The sequence below is a fragment of the Catenulispora sp. MAP12-49 genome, from assembly GCF_041262705.1.
In the GTDB taxonomy this organism is placed as follows: Bacteria; Actinomycetota; Actinomycetes; order Streptomycetales; family Catenulisporaceae; genus Catenulispora.
This window is the reverse complement of record NZ_JBGCCP010000001.1, coordinates 819,970-841,089: the sequence shown is the minus strand read 5'-3', so window position 1 is coordinate 841,089 and position 21,120 is coordinate 819,970. Positions and strand designations below refer to the sequence as shown.

General features: G+C 71.0%; 19 protein-coding genes. 4 read left to right on the top strand and 15 right to left on the bottom strand.

Features of this window, described 5'->3' with window-relative positions; genetic code table 11:
- Positions 1–2: 2 nt before the first annotated feature.
- The 6 genes from ABIA35_RS03910 to ABIA35_RS03885 all read right to left on the bottom strand — a co-directional run bounded on the left by ABIA35_RS03910 (position 3) and on the right by ABIA35_RS03885 (position 6,577).
- On the bottom strand, positions 3–521 hold the full coding sequence (locus ABIA35_RS03910) for a flavin reductase family protein (protein WP_370341189.1): 519 nt from the start codon (positions 519–521) through the stop codon (positions 3–5).
- Between the two features lie 206 nt (positions 522–727).
- A complete protein-coding gene (locus tag ABIA35_RS03905; RefSeq protein ID WP_370356585.1) occupies positions 728–1,546 on the bottom strand; it encodes an enoyl-CoA hydratase/isomerase family protein in 819 nt (272 codons plus the stop codon).
- Positions 1,547–1,684: 138 nt separating this feature from the next.
- Complete coding sequence (locus ABIA35_RS03900) at positions 1,685–3,340, bottom strand: acetate--CoA ligase family protein (RefSeq protein WP_370341187.1); 1,656 nt, start codon at positions 3,338–3,340, stop codon at positions 1,685–1,687.
- Between the two features lie 120 nt (positions 3,341–3,460).
- Entirely contained in the window at positions 3,461–4,969 is a 1,509-nt protein-coding gene (locus ABIA35_RS03895) for a class I adenylate-forming enzyme family protein (protein ID WP_370356583.1), read from the bottom strand.
- 102 nt (positions 4,970–5,071) lie between these two features.
- Complete coding sequence (locus ABIA35_RS03890) at positions 5,072–5,725, bottom strand: TetR family transcriptional regulator (RefSeq protein WP_370341185.1); 654 nt, start codon at positions 5,723–5,725, stop codon at positions 5,072–5,074.
- A gap of 81 nt (positions 5,726–5,806) precedes the next feature.
- Positions 5,807–6,577 (bottom strand): SDR family oxidoreductase, encoded by a 771-nt coding sequence (locus ABIA35_RS03885; RefSeq protein ID WP_370356581.1) that lies wholly within the window; start codon positions 6,575–6,577, stop codon positions 5,807–5,809.
- Positions 6,578–6,751: 174 nt separating this feature from the next.
- On the opposite strand from ABIA35_RS03885, the gene ABIA35_RS03880 reads away from it, so the two are divergent.
- A complete protein-coding gene (locus ABIA35_RS03880) occupies positions 6,752–7,372 on the top strand; it encodes a hypothetical protein (protein WP_370356579.1) in 621 nt (206 codons plus the stop codon).
- Between the two features lie 570 nt (positions 7,373–7,942).
- Here ABIA35_RS03880 and ABIA35_RS03875 read toward each other — a convergent pair.
- Genes ABIA35_RS03875 through ABIA35_RS03865 form a run of 3 tightly spaced genes read right to left on the bottom strand, consistent with a single transcriptional unit; the run spans position 7,943 to position 10,339 of the window.
- On the bottom strand, positions 7,943–8,734 hold the full coding sequence (locus tag ABIA35_RS03875) for an enoyl-CoA hydratase/isomerase family protein (RefSeq protein WP_370356577.1): 792 nt from the start codon (positions 8,732–8,734) through the stop codon (positions 7,943–7,945).
- Positions 8,727–9,149, bottom strand: a complete 423-nt coding sequence (locus ABIA35_RS03870) for a Zn-ribbon domain-containing OB-fold protein (protein ID WP_370341180.1) — start codon at positions 9,147–9,149, stop codon at positions 8,727–8,729. Before ABIA35_RS03870 ends, ABIA35_RS03875 begins: the two co-directional genes overlap by 8 nt.
- A gap of 32 nt (positions 9,150–9,181) precedes the next feature.
- Positions 9,182–10,339, bottom strand: coding sequence for a lipid-transfer protein (locus tag ABIA35_RS03865; protein ID WP_370341179.1), 1,158 nt, complete (start codon positions 10,337–10,339; stop codon positions 9,182–9,184).
- Positions 10,340–10,417: 78 nt separating this feature from the next.
- Here ABIA35_RS03865 and ABIA35_RS03860 point away from each other — a divergent pair, with 78 nt between their 5' ends.
- Positions 10,418–11,986 carry a FadD3 family acyl-CoA ligase gene (locus ABIA35_RS03860; RefSeq protein WP_370356575.1) on the top strand — a complete coding sequence of 523 codons (1,569 nt, stop codon included), beginning with the start codon at positions 10,418–10,420 and terminating at the stop codon, positions 11,984–11,986.
- Positions 11,987–11,995: 9 nt separating this feature from the next.
- Here the strand turns inward: ABIA35_RS03860 and ABIA35_RS03855 are convergent, their stop codons facing one another.
- Together ABIA35_RS03855 and ABIA35_RS03850 are read right to left on the bottom strand one after the other, a co-directional pair.
- Positions 11,996–12,784 (bottom strand): hypothetical protein, encoded by a 789-nt coding sequence (locus ABIA35_RS03855; RefSeq protein WP_370356573.1) that lies wholly within the window; start codon positions 12,782–12,784, stop codon positions 11,996–11,998.
- Positions 12,781–13,290 (bottom strand): SigE family RNA polymerase sigma factor, encoded by a 510-nt coding sequence (locus tag ABIA35_RS03850; RefSeq protein WP_370356571.1) that lies wholly within the window; start codon positions 13,288–13,290, stop codon positions 12,781–12,783. Before ABIA35_RS03850 ends, ABIA35_RS03855 begins: the two co-directional genes overlap by 4 nt.
- Before the next feature lie 99 nt (positions 13,291–13,389).
- Here ABIA35_RS03850 and ABIA35_RS03845 point away from each other — a divergent pair, with 99 nt between their 5' ends.
- A complete protein-coding gene (locus ABIA35_RS03845) occupies positions 13,390–14,001 on the top strand; it encodes a hypothetical protein (protein WP_370356569.1) in 612 nt (203 codons plus the stop codon).
- A gap of 698 nt (positions 14,002–14,699) precedes the next feature.
- On the opposite strand, the gene ABIA35_RS03840 is transcribed toward ABIA35_RS03845, so the two are convergent.
- From ABIA35_RS03840 to ABIA35_RS03825, 4 genes are read right to left on the bottom strand one after another with little or no spacing between them, the layout of a single operon-like run.
- Positions 14,700–17,279 (bottom strand): bifunctional FO biosynthesis protein CofGH, encoded by a 2,580-nt coding sequence (locus tag ABIA35_RS03840; RefSeq protein ID WP_370356567.1) that lies wholly within the window; start codon positions 17,277–17,279, stop codon positions 14,700–14,702.
- Between the two features lie 29 nt (positions 17,280–17,308).
- Entirely contained in the window at positions 17,309–18,145 is an 837-nt protein-coding gene (locus ABIA35_RS03835; RefSeq protein WP_370341170.1) for an LLM class F420-dependent oxidoreductase, read from the bottom strand.
- Between the two features lie 31 nt (positions 18,146–18,176).
- A complete protein-coding gene (locus ABIA35_RS03830; protein WP_370341168.1) occupies positions 18,177–19,304 on the bottom strand; it encodes an LLM class flavin-dependent oxidoreductase in 1,128 nt (375 codons plus the stop codon).
- A gap of 35 nt (positions 19,305–19,339) precedes the next feature.
- Entirely contained in the window at positions 19,340–20,092 is a 753-nt protein-coding gene (locus ABIA35_RS03825; RefSeq protein WP_370341166.1) for a glucose 1-dehydrogenase, read from the bottom strand.
- Positions 20,093–20,181: 89 nt separating this feature from the next.
- Between ABIA35_RS03825 and ABIA35_RS03820 the strand changes: the two genes are divergently transcribed.
- Positions 20,182–21,069, top strand: coding sequence for a TIGR03619 family F420-dependent LLM class oxidoreductase (locus ABIA35_RS03820; RefSeq protein ID WP_370356565.1), 888 nt, complete (start codon positions 20,182–20,184; stop codon positions 21,067–21,069).
- The last annotated feature ends 51 nt before the right edge of the window (positions 21,070–21,120 follow it).

The window sequence follows — 21,120 nt, the reverse complement described above, 5'->3', positions numbered from 1 at the left end:
GCTCAGCCGAAGGCTCCCCGGTGGAAGATCAGCGGGTCCGACTCGCCGTCGGCGTCGAGCCCGTGCACGCGCCCGACCACGATCGTGTGGTCGCCGCCGGGGTGGGTGGCCTCGATCGTGCAGTCCACCCAGCCGTGCGCGCCGTCCAGGATCGGCGAGCCCAGGCGCGAGCGGCGCCAGGAGACGCCGGCGAACTTGTCGCCGCCGCTGACCGCGAAGTCGCGGCACAACTGCTCGTGGTCGGCGGCCAGGAAGTTCACGCAGAACCGCCCCGTGGCCTCGATCCGGGGCCACGTGGTGGAGGCCAGGCCCACCGAGAACAAGACCAGTGGCGGGTCCAGGGAGAGCGCTGAGAAGGCCTGGCAGGCGAAGCCCGCCGGCCCGTCGGCGTCCTCGGACGCGACGACGGTCACGCCGGAGGGGAAGTGGCCCAGGACGCGGCGGTAGTCCGCGACGTCCACGATGGTTCCGGCATCATCGACGCTCGCCTGGTGCTCGCGTGCGGTGGCCTGTGCAGGCATGGTCCCAGCCCCTAGGAGTCACGCTGTTCGCGGCTGCGTGGTCCGGCGAGTCGTTCGCCATGTCAAAAGCGCAGCTCGGCCCAGCATACGTGGACGGACAGGGTCAGTGTGGGTGGGAACTGATGACCCGTCAAGAGAGTTGCCGTTCGACATGGCGAACGCCTTTCGCGCATCACAGGACCCTGCTGCAGCAGCCACGACAACCATCAGGACCCTGTGAATTCCGGTGCCCGGCGTTCCACGAACGCCCGCACGCCCTCCTGGCCGTCGTGCGTGGCCATGTTCAGTTCCACGGCGTCCGCCTCCTGCCTGAAGGCCGTGGCGCGGTCGACTTCGAGCGCGCGGTTGACCAGGCTCTTGGCCAGTGCCAGAGCCCGGGTGGGACCCGCTGCGAGCCTCTGGGCCCACTCGCGCGCCGCCTTCTCCATATCGGAATCCGGAACCACCCGGTTCACCAGTCCCAGCGCCAGCGCCTCGGCGGCCGGCACGTCGTCGGCGAAGAACATCAGCTCTTTGGCTTTGTGCACGCCGACGAGGCGGGTCAACAGGTGCGCGCCGCCGCCGTCGGGCACCAGACCGCGCCGCGCGAATATCTCGATGAACTTCGCCGACTCGGCGGCGATCACCAGATCGCAGGCCAGGGCCAGATGCGCGCCGATGCCGGCCGCGATGCCGTTCACCGCGCCGATGACCGGCTTCTCGCAGTCCAGGACCGCGGCGATGAGCGCCTGCGCGCCGTCGCGGATGGTGCGGGCGACCTCGCCCGGGCGCGGCTCGGCGGGCGCGGCGCCGGGCCGGGGACGCAGATCCGCGCCGGTGCAGAAGCCGCGGCCGGTCGCGGTGAGGACGACGACGCGGGTGTCGGGATCCGCGGAAGCCTGATGCAGCAAGGAGATCAGGCGGTCCCGTTGGTCGGCGGTGATGGCGTTCAGAGCCTCGGGACGGTCGAGCGTGATCCAGGCGACGCCGTCGGCCACCGAGTGCCGGACGGTCTCCTCCAGCGAACGCTCCGGTGTCACGGACATGTGTTCTCCCATCGAAGAAATCGGCGCCGGACCGTGGCCGCGCGGAGTGCGCGGCGACGTTCCGGCGCCGAACCGAATAGAGGTGGATGTGGATGTGGATGTGGATGTGGCGGTGTCTCAGGGCACGCGCAAGCTGTCTCAGGGCACGATCAACCGCGCCGAGGCGTCCAGCGCCACGGTGCCGCCCCCGCGCCCCAGCACCCGCAGCGGCGCGATATCGAAGCCCTCCAGCACGTCCCCGAGATCCAGCGCCATCCGCTGCACCCGCAGGATCGTGTCGGCCAGCGCGTCCAGGTCGCTGCCCGCGGTGGTGAGCAGCGGCAGGCAGTGCAGCTCGTCCAGCATCCGGTGGGCCTGGTGGGCGTCGAAGGGGGCGACCCGGATGGCCACGTCGCCGAGCGTCTCGGCGTAGGCGCCGCCGACGCCGACCACCACGGCCGGGCCGAAGCGGTCGTCGCGCCGGATGCCGACCATGGTGTCCACGCCGCCGGTGATCTGCTGGCCGATCAGCACGCCGTCCAGCGTCCCGTAGCCCTGGCGGCCGGCCGAGTCCATCAGGTCCTTGAAGTTCTCCCGGACCTGCGAGGCCGAGGTGATGTTCGTGCGGGTCAGGCCGGCCGCCGAGGCCGACGGCAGCCCGGCCACCGAGGCCTTCATCACCACCGGGTAGCCGATGGTGGCGGCGGCCCGGACGGCCCAGGCGGCGCTGGTGACCAGTTGTTCGCGGGGCGTGCGGATGCCGTAGGCGCGCAGCAGCTGGTGGGTCTGCGACTCGGACAGGCCCTTGGCCGGATCGGTGTCCCGCTTGCGGACCGTGCCCGGGGCGCCGCCCGTGGTCAGGATCTGCCGCGCCTTGACCCCCGCCATCGCGTTGTCCTCGACCAGCGACGGGATGCGGAAGCGGTGGTCGCAGTGGTCGTAGTAGGCCTTGGCCGCCGCGACCGCGTTGGTGAGCGTGCGGAACGTCGCGATCTCCGGCGAGGGCTGCAGGATCAGCCGGTAGCCGGTCTCGGTGCCGCCGGAGGAGCACCAGACGACGCCGATCGGGGTGGTGCTCTCCCGCGCGGCCTCGACCAGCGCGGCGGCCGTCCACTCGCCGGAGGAGCCGGTCTCGGTGACCGCGTACAGGAGCATCCCGGCGCCGGGGCGCGCCGCGAGGTCGGTGACGTCCGGGACGTGGCCCGCGTCCTCGACCTCCAGGCCGGCGCGCCGGGCGAGGTCGGCCAGCAGCGTGGCGGCGCCGCCGGAGTCGGCGGCGACCCGGACCGGCCCGGGACGCTGCGCCGGGCGCGGGAAGCGCGCGAGGGTGGCGGCGCAGTCCAACAGTTGGTCGAAGCCGTCCACCCGGACCACGCCGGCCTGCCGCAGCACCGCGTCGATCACCCGGTCGGCGCCGGTGGCCAGCACGACCAGCGGACGCCCGGCGCCGGAGGCGGCCTCGGCGGCGCGCATCAGGGCCCGGCCGTCCAGGTCGGTGCCGATCGCGTCGACGCACGCCGCGATCGCGCCGACGCCGTCTGCCTGAGCGAACGCCTCCACCGTGTCAGCGAACGTCGGACCGTCCTCGCCGGGGCCGCAGTAGGTCCAGCCGGCCACCGGGACGCCCAGCTCGTCGGCCGTCACCAGCGGGCAGCCGGTGTGCGCGCCGGTGGTGATGAGCGCGATCGCCGGCGCGCCGCGCGCGGGTTCGGGAGCCGGGGACCGGGTCGGAACGTGGTGGCGTCGGTCCTCCGAGGCAGGCCGATGCCGGGTCACCTTGGTCTGTTCCGTGGTCATGACGCTGGTGGCAGGCATCGCACCGCCCTCTCAGGAGCAAACTGACAAGTAACCTGACGCTGCGTCAGTTTAGGGCGGCGATGCGAATTAGCACAGAGGTAACAACCAAGAGATCTTGCGTTCACACGGATTTGTTCGTCAGGAGCCGACCCGCTTTCGCAATGCCGAACGATCCACCTTCTGCCCGGCGGTCAGCGGCAGGCTCGGGACGACGCGGACCTCCTCCGGGAGCTTGTGCTTGGCCAGCCGGGACCTGGCGAACAGCCGCAGTTCCTCCACCGTCGGCGGCGCGGCCGGATCGCGCGGCACCACGAAGGCCACGCCGGCCTGGCCCATCACCGCGTCGGGCCTGGGGACCACCGCGACTTCGCGGACCGCCGCGTGCTCCTGCAGGACGGCTTCCACTTCTTGGGGAAGCACGTTGTAGCCGCCGCGGATGAACATGTCGTCGCGGCGCCCGGCCAGGCGCAGGCAGCCGGCGTCGTCGAGCAGGCCCAGATCCCCGGTGCGCAGCCAGCCGTCCTGGGTGAGCGCGGCGCGGGTGGCGGCCGGGTCGTGCCAGTACTCCGACATCACCGAGGCGGAGCGGATCCAGACCTCGCCGGTCTCGCCGGCCGGGAGCTCCTTCCCGTCGTCGTCGCGCAGTGAGATCTCGGTGCCGGCGCGCGGCCTGCCGACGGTGTGGAAGAGTTCCTCGTCGGGCGCGTCCAAGGCGGTCAGGGTACCCAGACCGCCGGATTCCGTGGAGGAGTAACGGATCGAGTAGGCCGCGCCGAACGCGTCGCGTGCCTTGCGGACCAGCCCGGCCGGCGACGGTCCGCCACCGATGATCAGGGCTTTGACGGCGTCGGTCCGGCAGCCGGCGAGCTCGGGGACCCGCAGCAGCAGCGCCACCTGGGCGGCGACACCGCCGATCACCGGTATGCCCTCGTCGCAGATCAGGCCCAGCGCCTCGCGGGCCCGCCAGCGCGCCAGGATGTGCAGCCGGTTGCCGGCCAGCAGGTGCCCGGCGAGCTTGGTCATGAAGCCGACGTGGTTCAGGCCGGTGGCGACCAGCAGCGGCATCGGCGCGGTCTGCGCGCGGTTGTCCGCCTCGGATATCGCGGCGATCTGCCTCGCGCCGAACAGCGCGCCCTTCGGCGCCCCCGAGGTCCCGGAGGTGAAGACGATGGTCTCCGGATTGTCGTGCGAACGCGCGCTGGGCGCGGTCCGCACCCGCTCGCGGCCCAGCATCGGCAGCCCGGCCGCGAACTCCCGCCGGTCCTCGGCCTGCCGGACCGGGATGATCTGCGCGTCGGGGAGCCGGCCGGTCAGCAGTTCCTCGGTGCCGATGACGACATCGGGCCGGACCCGCTCCAGCATCGCCTGCCGCTCGGACGGGGAGTGGTGCGCGCCCACGCCGGCGGTCACGGCGCCGACCTTGGCCAGCGCGCAGTAGGCGACGATGTAGTCCAGGGACGCGGGCAACAGCAGCGCGGCCACCTGGCCCTGGCCGATGCCGCGCACGGCCAGGCGCGCCGCCATGGCCTCTGAGGCCGCGTTGAGCTGCTGGAAGGACAAGGAAAGCGGGCCGCGGCCGGCCACCAGAGCGGTGGCGGATCCGTGGTCCCGGGCGGCTTTGCGGACGGCGAGGGCGAGGAAGGTCATCGGAGCTCCCTGAGGGATGGGTGCCGATCTGACTCGGGGTCAGAGTTTCCCCTTCCTCAGGGAGCTAATCCCTCGGGAACGCCGGGCGAGGCCGGATCGCCGCTATACCGCGACGGGCTTCTTCTGCGTGATCCCCATGAAGACCAAGCCGATCATCGCCGCGCGCAGCTCGGCCAGCTTGATGCTCCAGGCCTCGAACACCCGCTGGTGCGCCGAGATCGAGGCCAGCATGGCCACCAGGGCGCCGGCGGTCGCGGTCGGCGGCATCACGGCGTCGGCCTTGCCCGCGGACTGCAGCTCGCTGATGGCGTCGGCCAGCGAGATGGTGACGTTGTTCAGGATCTTCATCCGGATCTTGTGGAAGCGCTTGTCGCCCTCGGCGGTGGCCAGGTCCACCACGCGCAGGATCGCCTCGTGCTCGTTCCAGAACTCCAGGAACCCGTCGACCAGTGCCTCGGCGGCCTGCATGCCGGCCTTGCCGGACCAGGTGCGGCCGTCGGCGAGCTCCTTCAGGTGCGCGCCGTCCTTGGCCATGTCGTTGGCGATCTCGATGATCGCCGACTCGATGTCCGGGAAGTACTGGTAGAACGTGGCCGGGGAGGTGCCGGCCAGCCGCGCGACGTCGATCACCGTGATGGAGCGGTACGGCTGGGAAACGAGCATCTCGCCGAGGCACTCCAGGAGCCGGGCCCGGGTGGCCTGGCCGCGCTTGCCCGCGATCCGCCCGTCGACGGTGCGCACTTGCTGAGCTGTCATGGTGTCAGTTTAGGCGGTCCGGACCCCTTACCTGGCCATACCTGGGTGATCGTCCAAGATCGGCGTTCGTTATCATGCTGGTCACTTCCGCACCGGTGCCGGCGGGGGCCCGGACGCACCGGACTCGCGGTTGAAGCGCGGCGCCTCGCCGGCGCCGTGCACGAGCAGTTCCGCGCCGGAAACCTGCGCGGCCTCCTCGGAGGCCAGATACAGGCAGGCCCCGGCGATGTCCCCGGGCTCGGCCATCCGCCCCATCGGCAGCCCCTGCCCGACCAGCGCCGCCGCTTCCGGACCGCCGTAGTACGCGGTGAGCGACTCGGTCAGCACCGGCCCCGGGACGACGCAGTTCACCCGGACCCGCGGCGCCCACTCCAGCGCCAGGCTCTTGGTGAGCGAGGCCAGGGCGGCCTTGGCGGCGCCGTAGACGGCCGTACCGGGGCTGGGCCGGGTCCCGGCCACCGAGCCGATGTTCACGATGGAGGCGCCGCCGTGCTCGGGCGTCAGGGGGTACATGCACTGCGCGGCGTACAGGACACCCAGCACGTTGAGATCGAACGCCGCCCGCGCCGCGGCCTCGGGGTAGTCCAGCGCCCGGCCCGGCCGCGCGCCGCCGGCGTTGTTGACGAGCACGTCGACGCGCCCGAACTCGGCGGCGATGGTTTTGAAGGCCGCCGCGATGGCGGCCGAGGAGGCCAGATCGGCGGCGATGAAGCGGCCGACGGCCTGCGCCGGCTCGGTGCGCGCCAGGGTCACCACGGTGGCCCCGGCCGCCTCGAAGCGCGCCGCGACGGCCCGCCCGATGCCCTTGGTCCCGCCGGTGACGACGGCGACCCGTCCGGTGAACGACGTCACACAACCGTGTGTATCAGAGGCGGGTTTAAGGGGGAAGCGCCTCGATTTCGCCCACCCGTCGCCCACCACCGCCCGTTATGGAGACGCTACGCGTCGCTGTATCACCTGTTTGGTCGATTGACCGTAACAAAACGAACCTGTCGACTCTTGCACAGTCCGGAGGAGATGACGACGATGGGCGAATCCGCCGCAGTACCCCAGCTCGACCCCGCCGAAAACGGGGACGACGAACCCTTCTTAGGCCTGGCGTGGGCCGAGGCCATCGAGGCCACGGAACTGTTGCGCTCGGCCCTGGCCGCCCTCGGGCTGGCCGGGGAGATCCCGCGCCTGCGGGGCGACGTGAACGTCTACGGCCGGCCGATGGTGACGATGGGCCGCATCAGCCCGACGGCGGCCCGGCGGCTGGCCGCCGCGCTGAGCCGCGCCGCGCAGCACCAGCCGCGGATCTACGGCCAGGCGCCGCCGCCCGCGGACGAGAGCGCCGGCTGCGCACTGGTTCCGGGCGGCTCCGCCGACCCGAGCCGCAGCCTGCGTCCGCCGCGGACCGCGACGCCGCTGAACCTGCCGGTGGCGGTTCCGATGGCGACTGTGCTGCCGGCCGCGGTGCCGATGCCGGTAGCTGTTCCGATGCCGATGCCGATGCCGGTACAGGTGCCGGTACAGGTGTCAGTACCGGGTTCGGTGCCGGTGCCGGTGCAGACCACGGCCCACACGGCCCACACGGCGCATGCAGCGCCCGCGGCCTCCGCGCCGCCGGGCATCTCGCCGGCGGACTCGATGCCGCTGCCGGCCTGAACGACGCACCACCCGCGCACAACCACGCACCACCCGTGCACCACCCAAGCACCACCCCACGGCGAAGGCGGCCGGGTCGGCGGGATGACCCGGCCGCCGTCACCGTTCAGGGGCGGTCCCGGTCTGCCGGGCGTGCGTAGAAGGTAGCGCCTTGAGGGCGCCCTTGACCATGCCTTGACTCAGGACACGTGGAAGCGGCTGGAGCCCGACACGGCTCCAGCCGCGATCCCGGCTGACCCGGGGGGATCGTCGGCCGGGATGTGGGTGCCGATCCCGCGGCCACCCACGACCTTGACTGCGGGTAGCAGATTACGAGTCAGGGCTCGAATCCAGCCAGCGTTTCGCCTGAGCGGCGAAAGGCTGGCGGCGCCGGCGGGCCCGCACCGCTGCGGAGCGCGGGGGATACGGAACGTATCCGGCGGCGAGACAGCAACCACGAAACGGCCCGGCAGCCCGGCGACCTAGCGGCCTATCGACCCGGGAGCCCAGTAGCCCGGCAGCCCGGCGACCCGGCGGCCCAGCGGCCTGGCCGTCGGCGACCACCACACCCCGGCCGACAAGCCGCGCACCTCACCGGGCCCGCCATCCGCCGCCCTTGGCCCGGGCCGCGAACAGCTCCGCCTGCCGTCCCGCGTCGAGGTTGCCCAGCTGCACCAGGTGCGGGGCCAGGCCGAGCGCCTGGCTCTTGGCCATCTCGCGGGCGGCCCACACCGCGCGCACCGTGCCCTCGATCGCGGACGGCTCGCACTCGGCGATGGTCCGCGCCGCCTGCTCGGCCGCCGCCAGCAGGGCCGCGTTGTCCGGCACCACCTCGCTGACGAAGCCGATCTCGTACGCGCGCAGCGCCGTCATCCGTTCGGCCGTGCCCAGCAGCGCCAGGCGCGCCAGTTCGCCGTGCGGCATGCGCTGTGCGAGGTGGACCGCCTCGTAGGCCATCACCATTCCGTAGGTGACGTGCGGGTCGAAGAACGTCGCGTGTTCGGCGGCGATCAGGAACTCGCACTCGCCGAGCAGGTAGAAGGCGCCGCCGCAGGCCATGCCGTTGACCGCGGCGATGACCGGCTTCCACAGGTCGGCGCTCTTGGGCCCGAGCGCGACGCCCGGGTCGTCGACCATGTACGGCGACGACGGCTGCGGGACCACCGTGTCCCGGTCGATGCCGGTGCAGAAGGCCTTGTCGCCGCTGCCGGTCAGCACCACACTGCGCACCGAGTCGCGGTGCCGCAACGTTTTCCACAGCCTGTGGAATTCGTCGGCCATCGCCAGATCGAAGGCGTTGTGCCGCTCCGGGCGGTTCAGCGTCACCCAGGCGACGCCGTCGCGCTCCTCGTACAGGAGGGTACTGAAGTCCAGATCACTCATCCGGCGTCCAGGCCGCCACGAAGAGTCCTTCGATCTGCCGGAACACCGCGCGCACCGGCTGCCCGATCTCGATCGTCGCCGGGTCGACCGAATCGATGTCCGAGTCCTGGTCGGCGACCAGGTTCCCGACCAGCCGCAGCCGCCGGTCCTCCTCCAGCTCCACGACCACCACCGGATACGGCGCGAACGCCGCGTAGTCCGGCAGCAGGGGCGGACGCGGCACCGCGAAGGACCACACGTGCCCGCGGCCGGACATCAGCTTCCATTCGAACTCAGCGCCCTGGCATCGCGGGCACATCGGCCGCGGCGGGAACAGCACCTCGCCGCAGTTCGCGCACGTCTGCATCCGCAGTTCGCCCTTGGCCGCGTACTCGAAGTACGGCGCGCCGTCGTCGTCGACAAGCGGTTTGAGCATTTCGGGTGATCCCCTCCGGCCTTCGGTGTGGTTCAGTCCCGGCGCAGCAGGACGGCCGACGTCGGTACAGCTTCGCCCGCGGTGACCAGGCATGTCGAGGCCCCGGCGACCTGGTTCGTGGAAGTGCCGCGCAGCTGCCGCACGCCCTCGTTGATCAGGTTGAAGCCGTGGACGTACGCCTCGGACAGACCGCCGCCGGAGGTGTTGATCGGCAGCCGGCCGCCCAGTTCCAGGCCGCCGTCGTCGGCGAAGGCCCCGCCCTCGCCCTTGGCGCAGAAGCCGTATCCCTCCAGGGACAACGGGATCAGCGGGGTGAAGGCGTCGTAGATCTGCGCCACGTCCACGTCGGCGGGGCCGAGGTCGGAGTGCTTCCACAGCTGTTTCGCGGCGGTCCACGACGGACCGGAGAGCGGGTCGTCGTTCCAGTAGTTGACCATGCCGTGGTGCTGGGCCGGCAGTCCCTGCCCGAAGGCGTGGACGTAGGCCGGCGTCTGCCGGCAGTCCCGGGCGCGCTCGGCCGAGACCATGACGACGGCCAGCGCCCCGTCGGTCTCCAGGCAGTTGTCGAACAGGCACAGCGGATCGGAGATCATGCGGGCATTGAGATAGTCGTCCATCGTCAGCGGGCGCTCGTACATGATCGCCGCCGGGTTGGCGTTGGCCCGGTTGCGGCAGGCGACGGCCACCGCGCCGAGCTGCTCGCGGGTGAGGCCGTACTCGTGCATGTAGCGGCGCGCCAGGACCGCGATCTCGTCGACCGGCCGCAGCAGCCCGAAGGGCCTGGTCCACTGCGCCGGCGTGGCCAGCTGGTTCACGGTGTCGGTCCACGGCCGCGGCCCGCTGCCGCGCTTGCGGGACCGCCACGCGACGCCCACGCTCGCCTGGCCGGTCGCGATCGCCATCGCGAGGTGGCCGATGGTCGCGCAGGAACCGCCGCCGCCGAAGCCCACCCGGGAGAAGAAGGTGACGTCCCCGGCGCCGACCGCCTTGGCGATCTCGACCTCGTCGGTCGCCTCCATCGTGTAGGCGGCGAACGCGTCCACCTCGTGGGCGGCGATCCCGGCGTCGTCCAGCGCCATCGCGATGGCCCGGCACGCGAGCGCCTTCTCCGAGGGCTCGAGGTGTTTGGCGAACTCGGTCTGGCCGATGCCGACGATCGCGGCCCGGTCCTTCAAAGGTGTCGGAGTCATGCAACCCCTTGTTTTGAAAATTAGACACTGTCAATCTGACGCTACGTCAGATATCTGCCTATCATGGGCCCCGGCACGGTGCCAGAGCCATCTCTTCCCGGTGAGGACACGACGGTGGAGCACGGCGAGACGACGATCCCGGACCTGGTGGCACGCGCCGCCGAAGAACACGGCGAACGCGAGGCGGTGGTCGACGGCGAACAACGGCTGACCTTCGCCGACCTCGCCTCGCGGGTGAGACAGACGGGCCGGGCGATGATCGCCTGGGGCGTGCGGCCCGGCGACCGCGTGGCGGTGTGGGCCCCGAACTCGGCGGAGTGGATCGTGACGGCGCTCGGCGCGGTCTCGGTCGGCGGGGTCCTGGTCCCGCTCAACACCCGGCTGAAGGCGGCCGAGGCCGCTCACATCCTGCGCACGTCGCGGACCAAGCTGGTCGCGGCGGCCGGCGAGTTCCTGGGCGTGGACTACGTCGGGGAGCTGAAGGCGATCCGCGACGAACTGCCGGACCTGGAGGTGATGACCGCCTTCACCGACGGCGGCCTGCCCCCGGTGGTGTCCCGCAGGCAGTTCCGGGCGCCGGGCATGAAGGTGCCGGCCTCGGTGTTCGACGAGGCGGCGGCGTCGCTGAGCCCTGATTCGCCCGGCGACCTCTTCTTCACGTCGGGCACGACCGGCGCCCCGAAGGGCGTGGAGACCACGCACGGCCAGACCACACGTGCCTTCCACCAGTGGTCGGAGATCGTCGGCCTGCGCGCCGGGGACCGCTACCTGATCGCGAACCCGTTCTCCCACACGTTCGGCTACAAGGCCGGGATCCTGACCTGCCTGATGCGCGGCGCGACGATGGTCCCGCTGCCGTCCTTCGACGCCGAGGCATTGTTCGAGACGATCGAGCGGGAGCGGATCACGGTGTTCCCGGCGGCGCCGGCGGTGTACCAGATGATGCTGGCGCATCCGGACCTGGCCAAGCACGATCTCAGCTCGCTGCGGGCGGCGGCCACCGGCGCGGCGGTGATCCCGGTGGAGCTGATCGAGCGGATGCGGGACACGCTGGGCCTGTCGACGGTGATCACCGCCTACGGCCTGACCGAGGCCACCGGAGTGGTGACGATGTGCCGCGACGGGGACGCCCCGGAGGTCGTCGCGCGCACCTCGGGCCGGGCGATCGACGGCGTCGAGGTGCGGATCGCGGAGGGCACCGGGGAGATCCTGGTGCGCGGCTACAACGTGATGCGCGGCTACTTCGAGGACGAGGCGGCCACCGCCGAGGCGGTCGACGCCGACGGCTGGCTGCGCACCGGGGACGTCGGCGACCTGGACGAGGCGGGGAACCTGCGGATCACCGACCGCATCAAGGACATGTTCATCTGCGGGGGCTTCAACGCCTATCCGGCCGAGATCGAGCAGGTGCTGCTGGCGTTCCCCGGGGTCCAGGAGGCGGCGGTCGTGGGGGTGCCGGACCAGCGGCTCGGAGAGGTGGGGAAGGCGTTCGTCATCGCGGTGCCGGGGCAGCGGGTCGAGCCGGAGGCGCTGCTCGCGTACGCGCGGGAACGCCTCGCCAACTACAAGGTGCCGCGGCACGTGGAGTTGGTCGAGGCGTTCCCGCGCAGCTCGCTGGGGAAGGTGCTCAAGCGCGAGCTGCGGTGAGGGGCGGGGTCACTGGTCGGTCGGGGCGTTGTACTCGGGCACGCAGGTCGTCTGCCGGCCGACCTTCATCCCGAACTGCGTCCCGGCCTCCCGGCCGTGCGACTGGAACTGCATGACCGTCATGTAGTCCCCGGCCGGAATGCCGGCCTTGTCGATCGTGAAGTCCCAGCCGTGGGTGAAGTCGATCTTGACGGCCCCGCCGAGCGTACCGGCGTCGACCACGCCGGGGTCCGGCTTGCACTCGATGCCCTTGGTCAGGTCCCAGCCCTGCGGGACCTGCTCGACCATGATGACCGCGGGGACACCGGCCTTCTCCAGCACGGACTGGACGATGGTCGGGTCGACGATCTGCGTGATGGACAGGTGGACCGTGCCGTCTGCTTTCTCCTCCAGGGAGAATCCGGTCTCCTGGATGTTCAGGGTCTGGACGGCGCCGGGGGTGGGGGGCGTGGGGGTGGTTTTCTCGGTGCCGGGGGTGGTGGCGGGCGTGGTGGCGGCCTTCTCGGTACCGGGGGTGACAGCCTTCTGCGGCGCCGCGTTCTGCACGGGGCCAGTGCCGGTGCTTGCCGACGGCGCCAGCACACCGATCGCCGCGACGATCGCCGCCGCGCTCGTTCCGATCCCGGCCGCCACGGCGCGGCGCCGGTTGCGGCTGCGGCGGCCGAGCGCCACCACGTCGGCGGTGCCGACGGCCAGCGTCACACCGGCCACGGACCGGTGCAGGCCGGCAAGCAGTTCCTCGTCGCCGGGGCCGATGGTGTCGCCGGGGCCGATGGTGTCGAAGTCGTCTGTGGTCATCGCGTGATGTCCTCCCGCTCGGTGGTGTCTTCGAGCTCCGCCCGCAGCGCCTTCAGCGCACGGTGGAGGTGGGCCTGGACGGTGCCGGGGGCGATGCCGAGCGCTGCGGCCGTGCCCCGGGTGTCCAGATCGAGGAAGACCCGCAGCACGACCACTTCGCGCTGCCGCGCGGGCAGCTTGCGCAAGGCGTTCCGGATACCCAGGTCGACGGCGGTCGCATCGCCGTCGGCCAGTGCGCTCCGGTCCTCGCCCGCGGCGTCCCACGCCACCTCGCGGCGGCGCCGACGCCACCAGGAGACGTGCGTGTTCAGCGCGGTACGCACCACCCAGGCCGCCGGCGCCGGGTGCTTGGCGACCTTGCGCCAGTGCCCCCACGCCCGGGCGAAGGCCTCGGCCGTCAGCTCCTCGGCCAGGTGCCGGTCTGCAACGGAGGCCAGCACGGCCCGGAAGCAGGGGTCGCGGTGGCGTTCGTAGAAAGCTGTGAAGTCCTCGGTTCCTCGGTCCACGACCCTTTCACGCTTTCGAGTGACGATCCGTTTACCAGCACCGGAGGAGCATGAATACTCTCAATCTATGTCACACCGCCATAGAACGATCCTGATCTGATGAGCACTCCGCGCCGCGCAGCCGCCCTCGCAGTCACCCTCGCCCCCGCCCTCGCCGCCGCCCTGTTCCTCGCCGTCTGCGGCGCTCCCCTGGCCGCCGCCGACGAGATCGTGGACGACCCGCCGGTACTGGTCACCGCCGCAGTCCTGGACGGCAACCCGGTGGACGGCATCCCCGCCGGAGCGATGGTCAGCGGCGGCTTCCACGTGCACTCGCACCTGACGCTGTACATCGACGGCATGGAGCAGTGGGTGCCAGCCGGTGTCGGGGTCCTGCGGCCGGTGGTCCTGGACCCGACGGAGTCCGACCCGAACATCACCGCGGCGAAGGGCTTCTACTGGCTGCACACCCACGACGAGTCCGGTGTGATCCACGAGGAGGCGCCGAAGCCGCAGGATTTCAATCTCGGCGAGTTCTTCGACCTGTGGGGACAGCCCCTGGACCGGCACGAGGTCGGACCGGCGCAGGGAGACGTGACGGTGTGGGTGGACGGGAAGCGGTACGACGGCGACCCGCGGAAGGTGGCGTTGAAGGACCACACGCAGGTGCAGCTGAATGTGGGGCGGGATGTGCCGTTCGTGGCGTATGAGTTCCCGGCGAAGTTCGGGTAGGCGGGTGGTCGGATTTGTGGCGGTCTCGGGCCATGGCGCAGCTTTTTTGTGATTTTGAAGCTATTTTTACGGCTTCGCGCATGGTTTACGGGATCCGCTGGTGGCGCAGTTCGGCTGAGGCACTCGTTTCGCGTTGGCGGCCGGCGGTTCCTGTGGACACGACCGCGCACCGGTCCGATGTCACTGTCGCAGGTTGCATTGGCGGGCGGCGGCCGTGGCTGGGCAAGAGCGCGCGCCGGTCCGAGTCACTGCGCACGCGTTTGGTCTGGCGACTGCCTGCCGCGTTTGGTGGGTGCCTAAGATCAAAGGCAGGTGCCTCCGGCGGGTGCTCTACAGCGGGGGGCGCCCCCTGCGGACCTCCTGTAGGCGGCGGCCCGCGACTGTTCGGCTTTGTTTTCGTGCGTGGGCGCGTTGTGTTGTTCGGTGGCGGTGCTGCTTGTGGTCGCCAGTGTTCCGGGTCCCCCGCCGCATCGCCGCCTGACGGAAGCAGGCCGGTCCGGTGGTGTAAAGCCGGATCGCTGCTGCTGGGGTTGCGAAACGTGCGGCTTGACACCACCGGACCGGCCAGCTTGGCTTCGCCCGTCGACGCGGCGGGGGACCCGGAACAAACCCCCCTCTATGGGATGCGGGATCCACGTGTCACACAGTGCTCGGCTGCTGCTGCACCGAGCCGCCTCCGCCGGGCCCGCACCGGCCCCCTACGCCAGCGGCAGCATCGTCCGCAGCAGCCCTTGCGAGTCGGCCTCGCGTGCGGCCTGGATTCGCTCGGGTGGGACCTCGCCGTACAGTGTCGAGCGCTGGCGGGTGGGGCGGTTCAGCGGGGCGCAGATCTCCTCCAGTTCGGCGATGCCCTTCGCGGAGCCGTATTCGCTGCCTGCCATGCGCGAGATTGTCTCCTCCATGAGGGTGCCGCCCATGTCGTTGACGCCGCCGGCGAGCATCAGGCGGCTGTTGTCCGTGCCGAGTTTCACCCATGAGGTCTGGATGTTCTTGATTCGGCCGTGGAGCATGATGCGGGCCATCGCGTGGACGGCGCGGTTGTCGCGGAGGGTGGGGCCGGGGCGGGCGATGCCGGCGAGGTAGACCGGGGCGTTGGAGTGGACGAAGGGCAGGGGTACGAACTCGGTGAAGCCGCCGGTTTCGTCCTGGATGCGGGCCAGGACGCGGAGGTGCGCGACCCAGTGTGCCGGGTTGTCGACGTGGCCGTACATCATGGTCGAGGTGGTCGGGATGCCGACCTGGTGGGCGGTGGTGATCACCTCGATCCACTGGGCGGCCGGCAGTTTGCCCTTGGTGAGGACCCAGCGGACGTCGTCGTCGAGGATCTCGGCGGCGGTGCCGGGGAGGGAGTCGACGCCGGCTTCCTTGGCCGCCGTGAGGAATTCCCGGATGGACAGGCCTGTGCGGGCGACGCCGTTGATGATCTCCATCGGCGAGTACGAGTGCAGGTGCAGTTCGGGGACCCGGCGCTTGATCTCGGCGGCCAGGTCGAAGTACGCGGTGCCCGGGAGGTCGGGGTGGATGCCGCCCTGCATGCAGATCTCGGTGGCGCCGACCTGCCAGGCGGCTTCGGCCCGGTCGCCGACTTCGGACACGGACAGCGTGTACGCGTCGGCATCAGTGCGCCGCTGGGCGAAAGCACAGAAGCGGCAGCCGGTGTAACAGACGTTGGTGAAGTTGATGTTCCGGTTGACGATGTACGTCACCTCGTCGCCGACCGCGTCCCGCCGCAGGCCGTCGGCCAGGGCGGCGAGGGCGTCCAGGGCCGGGCCGTCGGCGTGGATCAGGGCCAGGGCGTCGGTGTCCGACAGGTTCCCGGGATCGCGTTCGGCCGCCGCGAGCGCCGTCTTCACTGCCGCGTCGATGCGCTCCGGGGCACCGGCACTGTGGTCGACAGACGTGCGCGAGGCGTGCTCCCGGAGTTCGTCCCAGTCCCCGTAGACGTCTGAGAAGTCCGAGCGGCGGTCGCCGGTGCGTCCTTCGGTGTCGATGGCGGCGTGCAGGTCCGTGCGTCCGCTGGAGGCGTCCCAGCCGCCGTCGGGCTCCTGCCAGCGGATGCCGGTCGGGATGCGGCCCTCGATCGCCATGCCGGTCTCGGGGTCGGCGAGGGCCTGGACGTGCGGCATGATCCGCGGGTCCAGCCAGGGCTCGCCCCGCAGCACGTACTCGGGGTAGATCGTCAGCCGCTCCTTCAGGGTGAAGCCGGCGGTGGCGGACTGGGCGGCGAGTTCGTCGATGGCGGGCCAGGGGCGCTCGGGGTTGACGTGGTCGGCGGTCAGCGGGGACACGCCGCCCCAGTCGTCGATGCCGGCGCGGAGCATCAGCGCGTACTCGGCGTCCACGAGGTTCGGCGGTGCCTGGATGCGGACCGCGGGGCCCAGGACGACGCGCGCCGTGGCGATCGTCGCCGCGAGCTCTTCGAGGTCGGCGTCCGGTGTGTTCATCATCGCCGTGGCCGGCTTGGCCCGGAAGTTCTGGATGATGATCTCCTGGACGCCGCGGTAGGTCCGGGCGACCTTGCGCATCGCGAAGATCGAGTCGGCGCGCTCCTCCAGGGTCTCGCCGATCCCGATGAGAATTCCGGTGGTGAAGGGAACCGAAGAGCGGCCCGCGTCCTCCAATACACGGAGCCGCACCGCGGGTTCCTTGTCCGGGGACCCGTAGTGCGGTCCACCAGGCTCGGACCACAGGCGCGTGGCGGTGGTCTCCAGCATCATGCCCATCGACGGGGCCACCGGCTTGAGCCGCTGGAAGTCCGACCAGGACAGGACGCCCGGGTTGAGGTGCGGCAGCAGGCCGGTCTCCTCCAGCACCCGGATCGACATGGCCCGCACATAGTCCAGCGTGGAGTCGTACCCGTGCGCGTCCAGCCACTCCTTGGCCTGCGGCCACCGGTCCTCGGGCCGGTCGCCCAGCGTGAACAGGGCTTCCTTGCAGCCCAGGGCCGCGCCCTTGGCGGCGATGTCCAGCACCTCGTCAGGGGACAGGTACAGCGAGTCCAGGCGGCCGGGGACCGTGACGAAGGTGCAGTAGTGGCACCGGTCGCGGCACAGCCGGGTCAGGGGGATGAACACCTTGCGCGAGTAGGTGACCACCCCGGGGCGTCCGGCCGCCTCCAGGCCCTGGTCGCGCAGGCGAGAGGCGACGGCGCACAGCGCGTCCAGGTCGGCGCCGCGCGCGGCGAGCAGGACCGTCGCCTCCTCGACGCTGAGCGCGACTCCCTCACCCGCCCGGTGCAGGGCACGGCGCATCGCATTGGCGGTGGGCTGCATCGTCATTCCAGTTCCTACGCGGCGGTGAACCGGATCTATTCCCGGTCGATGTAGCGAGCGTAGTCGTCGAGCACGGGCAAGATCCGGTCTGCGGGCGCCGATGGGACGTTGAACACAATCTCCTCGATGCCCAGGGCCTGGTAGTGCTCCAGCTTCCCCGGGTTCGGCTCGGTCCCGAACGGCACGACGCGCAGCGTGTCCGGGTCCCGCCCGGCCTCCTCCGCGGCGGCGCGCAGCACCGGCAGCGCCTGCGTCAGCCCGCGTCCGCCGATCGGCATCCAGCCGTCGGCGTAGTCCACCACCGCCTTGAACAGCTTCGGCCCGGCCGCGCCGCCGATCAGCACCGGGACCGAGCCGGCCGCGGGCTTGGGCCAGGACCACGAGGGATCGAAGGAGACGTGCTCACCGTGGTAGGAGGCGACTTCGTTGCCCCACAGCTCCTTCATCGCCAGCACGGTCTCCCGCACCTTCTCCCGGCGGGTCCCGAAGTCGACGCCGTGGTCGGCCATCTCCTCCTTGTTCCACCCGAAGCCCACGCCGAGGTCGAGGTTTCCGCCGGTGACCAGGTCCAGCGTCGCGACGGTCTTGGCCAGCAGGATCGGGTCGTGCTGGGCGGCCAGGCAGATGCCGGTGCCCACGCGGATGCCCGGGGCGGCGGCCGCGACCGTGGTGAGCGCGATGAAGGGATCCAGCGTCCGTGAGTAGTAGTCCGGCAGCGGCTCGCCGAGCGGCGCCGGGGTCGCGCGGCTGATCGGGATGTGGGTGTGTTCGGGGGCGTAGTACGACTGGAAACCGCGCTCGGCGAGCGCGCGCCCGAGCTCGGCCGGACCGATGGTCTGGTCGGTCAGGAAGACCGTGACGCCGATGCGCAAGACGACTCCTTCTGGTGGGGCTTGTGGGTTCTCACTTACCCAATGCCGCGGCCGCGCTGCGGAAGCGCGTGGTCCGGTGCACCGGGTCCTTGTCTACCTTGGGGATCACGTGCCGGCCGATCAGGTCGATCGTCTCCAGCGTGTCGGCGAGCGACAGCCCGATCGGCAGCCCGAAGGTCAGCTGGTCGATCCCGGTGGCCTCATAGCGCTTGACCTGGGCCAGCACCTCGTCGGGGTCGCCACAGATCAGGAAGCCGTTGCGCAGGCGCCAGTCGACCTCCTCGACGGTCGGCTCGGGCAGCACCGCCGGCCATTCCGGCACCCAGTCCGGGCGCGGGAAAGTGTCGTGATACCGGAACACCAGGGACTGTAGGCGCCCTATGCCCATCGTGGCGGCCGCTTGCCGGGCCCGCTGTCCGTCGGCCAGGCACACCGCCGAGGACGTCACCATCACGTTGTCGTTGACGTAGGCGCCGACCGGCTCGGCCGCCGGGACCGCCTTCTTGTACGACGCCACCGCGGCCTCGGCGTCGGCCGGCGAGCCCACCGAGAAGCCCAGCACGCCCAGGCCCATGCGGGCGGCCATCTCGTAGGACGGCGGGTTCCCCGCGGCGTACCACATCGCCGGGTGCGGCTTCTTCCACGGCTTCGGCAGCACATTGCGCTCCGGCATGGAGAACCACTTGCCCTGGTGCGAATACGAGTCCTGCATCCACATCTTGGGGATCTCGCGCACCACCTCGGCCCAGATCTCCTTGGTGACGGTGGTGTCCGGCAGGCCCAGCCCCAGGACCTCCCGCGAGCCGGCGCCGCGCCCCGTGCCGAACTCGAACCGGCCGCCGGACAGGTGGTCCAGGGTCGCGACCTTCTCGGCCACCTTCACCGGGTGGTTGGCCTGCGGCAGCGGGTTGAAGATGCCGGAGCCCAGGTGGATCCGCTCGGTCGCGGCGGCCAGGTAGCCCAGGAAGACGTCGTTGCTGGCCAGGTGCGAGTACTCGTCGAGGAAGTGGTGCTCGGAGGCCCAGACGTACTTGAAACCCGCCTTGTCGGCGGCCTTGGCGATCGCGACGTCGTTCATCAGCGAGGTGTGCTCGAAGTCCGGGTCGGCGGCCAGCCGCTCGGCCGGTACGTAGCCCTGGACGAAGATGCCGAACTCCATGCGGTCTCCTCCGGTCTCCTGGTTCTGAGAAGCGGCTAGTCGAAGCGGATGCCGGCCAGCGCCCCGCCGTCGAGGACGAAGTCGGCGCCGGTGCAGTAGGACGAGTCGTCGGAGGTGAGGAACAGGGCGGCCTTGGCGATCTCGTGCGCGGTGCCCACGCGCTTGAGCGGGATCCCGGAGTAGCCGGCATCGGGGTCGAGGTCCTCGGGCATCAGCTCGGTCACCATCGGCGTGTGGACGCCGCCGGGGCAGATGCAGTTCACCCGGACGGTCGGGGCGGCCTCCAGCGCCGCCACCCGCGTCAGGCCTCTGACGGCGAACTTGGAGGACACGTACGAGCCCAGGTACGCCATGCCCGCGAGCCCGTCGATGCTCGCGGTGTTCACCACGGTCCCGCCGCCGGCCGCCCTGATCCGGGGCAGGCACACCCGCAGCCCCAGGAAGACGCCGACCTGGTTCACCGTCACGACCTTCATGTACTCCTCGAGGCTGGTCTTCTCGATCTTGTTGAAGCGCAGGATGCCGGCGTTGTTGATCAGACCGTCGAGCTTGCCGAACTCGGCCTCGGCGAAGTCCGCGGCGGCGGTCCACTGCGCCTCGTCGGTGACGTCCAGCCGGACGAAGCGCGCCGCGTCCCCGATCTCCTTGGCCACCTCCGTCCCGAGGTCCTCCAGCACGTCGGCGACCACCACCCGCGCGCCCTCGCTCGCGAACAGCCGCGCCTCCTCGGCGCCCTGACCGCGCGCCGCGCCGGTGACCAGCACCACGCGCCCATCCAGCTTCCCCATCGGCCGTCCCCTGTCCTCGCATCGCGCTTGACATCTGACTAGGTGTCAGATTGATTCCTGGAAGGCGAAAAGTGAAGGGGAGTCGGCCCATGAAGTTCTGGCTTTCACCGGCGTTCTGCGACACGGCGCACTTCACCGGGCTCGCGCGGGCCGCGGAGGAGTACGGGTTCGAAGGGATCGCCATCCCGGACCACCTGTTCCATCCGGTCGAACTGTCCTCCCCCTACCCGTATACGCCGGACGGATCCCGGTACTGGTCCAAGGAGACGCACTGGCCCGAGCCGTGGGTGGCGATCGCGGCGATGGCCACGGTCACGACCCGGCTGCGCTTCACCACCAACATCTACGTGGCCCCGGCGCGGGACCTGCTGACCGTCGCCAACCAGGTGGCGACGGCCGCCTACCTCTCGCAGGGCTCCGCCGGCGGACACCACCGGGTCGCCCTCGGCGTCGGGCCGGGCTGGAGCAAGGACGAGTTCATCGCGACCGGCCAGGCCTTCGCCAAGCGCGGGGCCCGGCTCGACGAGATGCTGGCGGCGCTGCGCGAGCTGTGGACCGGCGAGGTGGTCGAGGTCTCCGGACCGAACTACACGCTGCCGGCCTGCTCGATCACGCCGACGCCGAACGACCCGATCCCGGTCTACGTCGGCGGCGTCTCGGACATCGCGATCCGCCGCGCCGCGAACAACGACGGCTGGATCGGGATCTACCACACGGTCGAGGAGACGCACTCGATCATGGACCGGATCCGCGCGGCCCGCGAGAAGGCCGGCACCCTGGACCGGCCGTTCCGCGCGATGCTCGCGGTGCTGGCCGAACCCACGCCGGAGCTGTGCGAGCAGCTGGAGGAGTGGGGCGTCACGGACCTGCTGGGCGCCCCGTGGATGACGAACATCAAGGCCATGACCGCGCCGGGTCCCTCGCTGGCGGAGATGGTCGAGGCCGTGGAGGGGTTCGCGGAGCGCTACATCACGTGAACCCGTCACAAGGCCGCGGGCGCCGGAGAACCGAAGTCTCCGGCGCCCGCG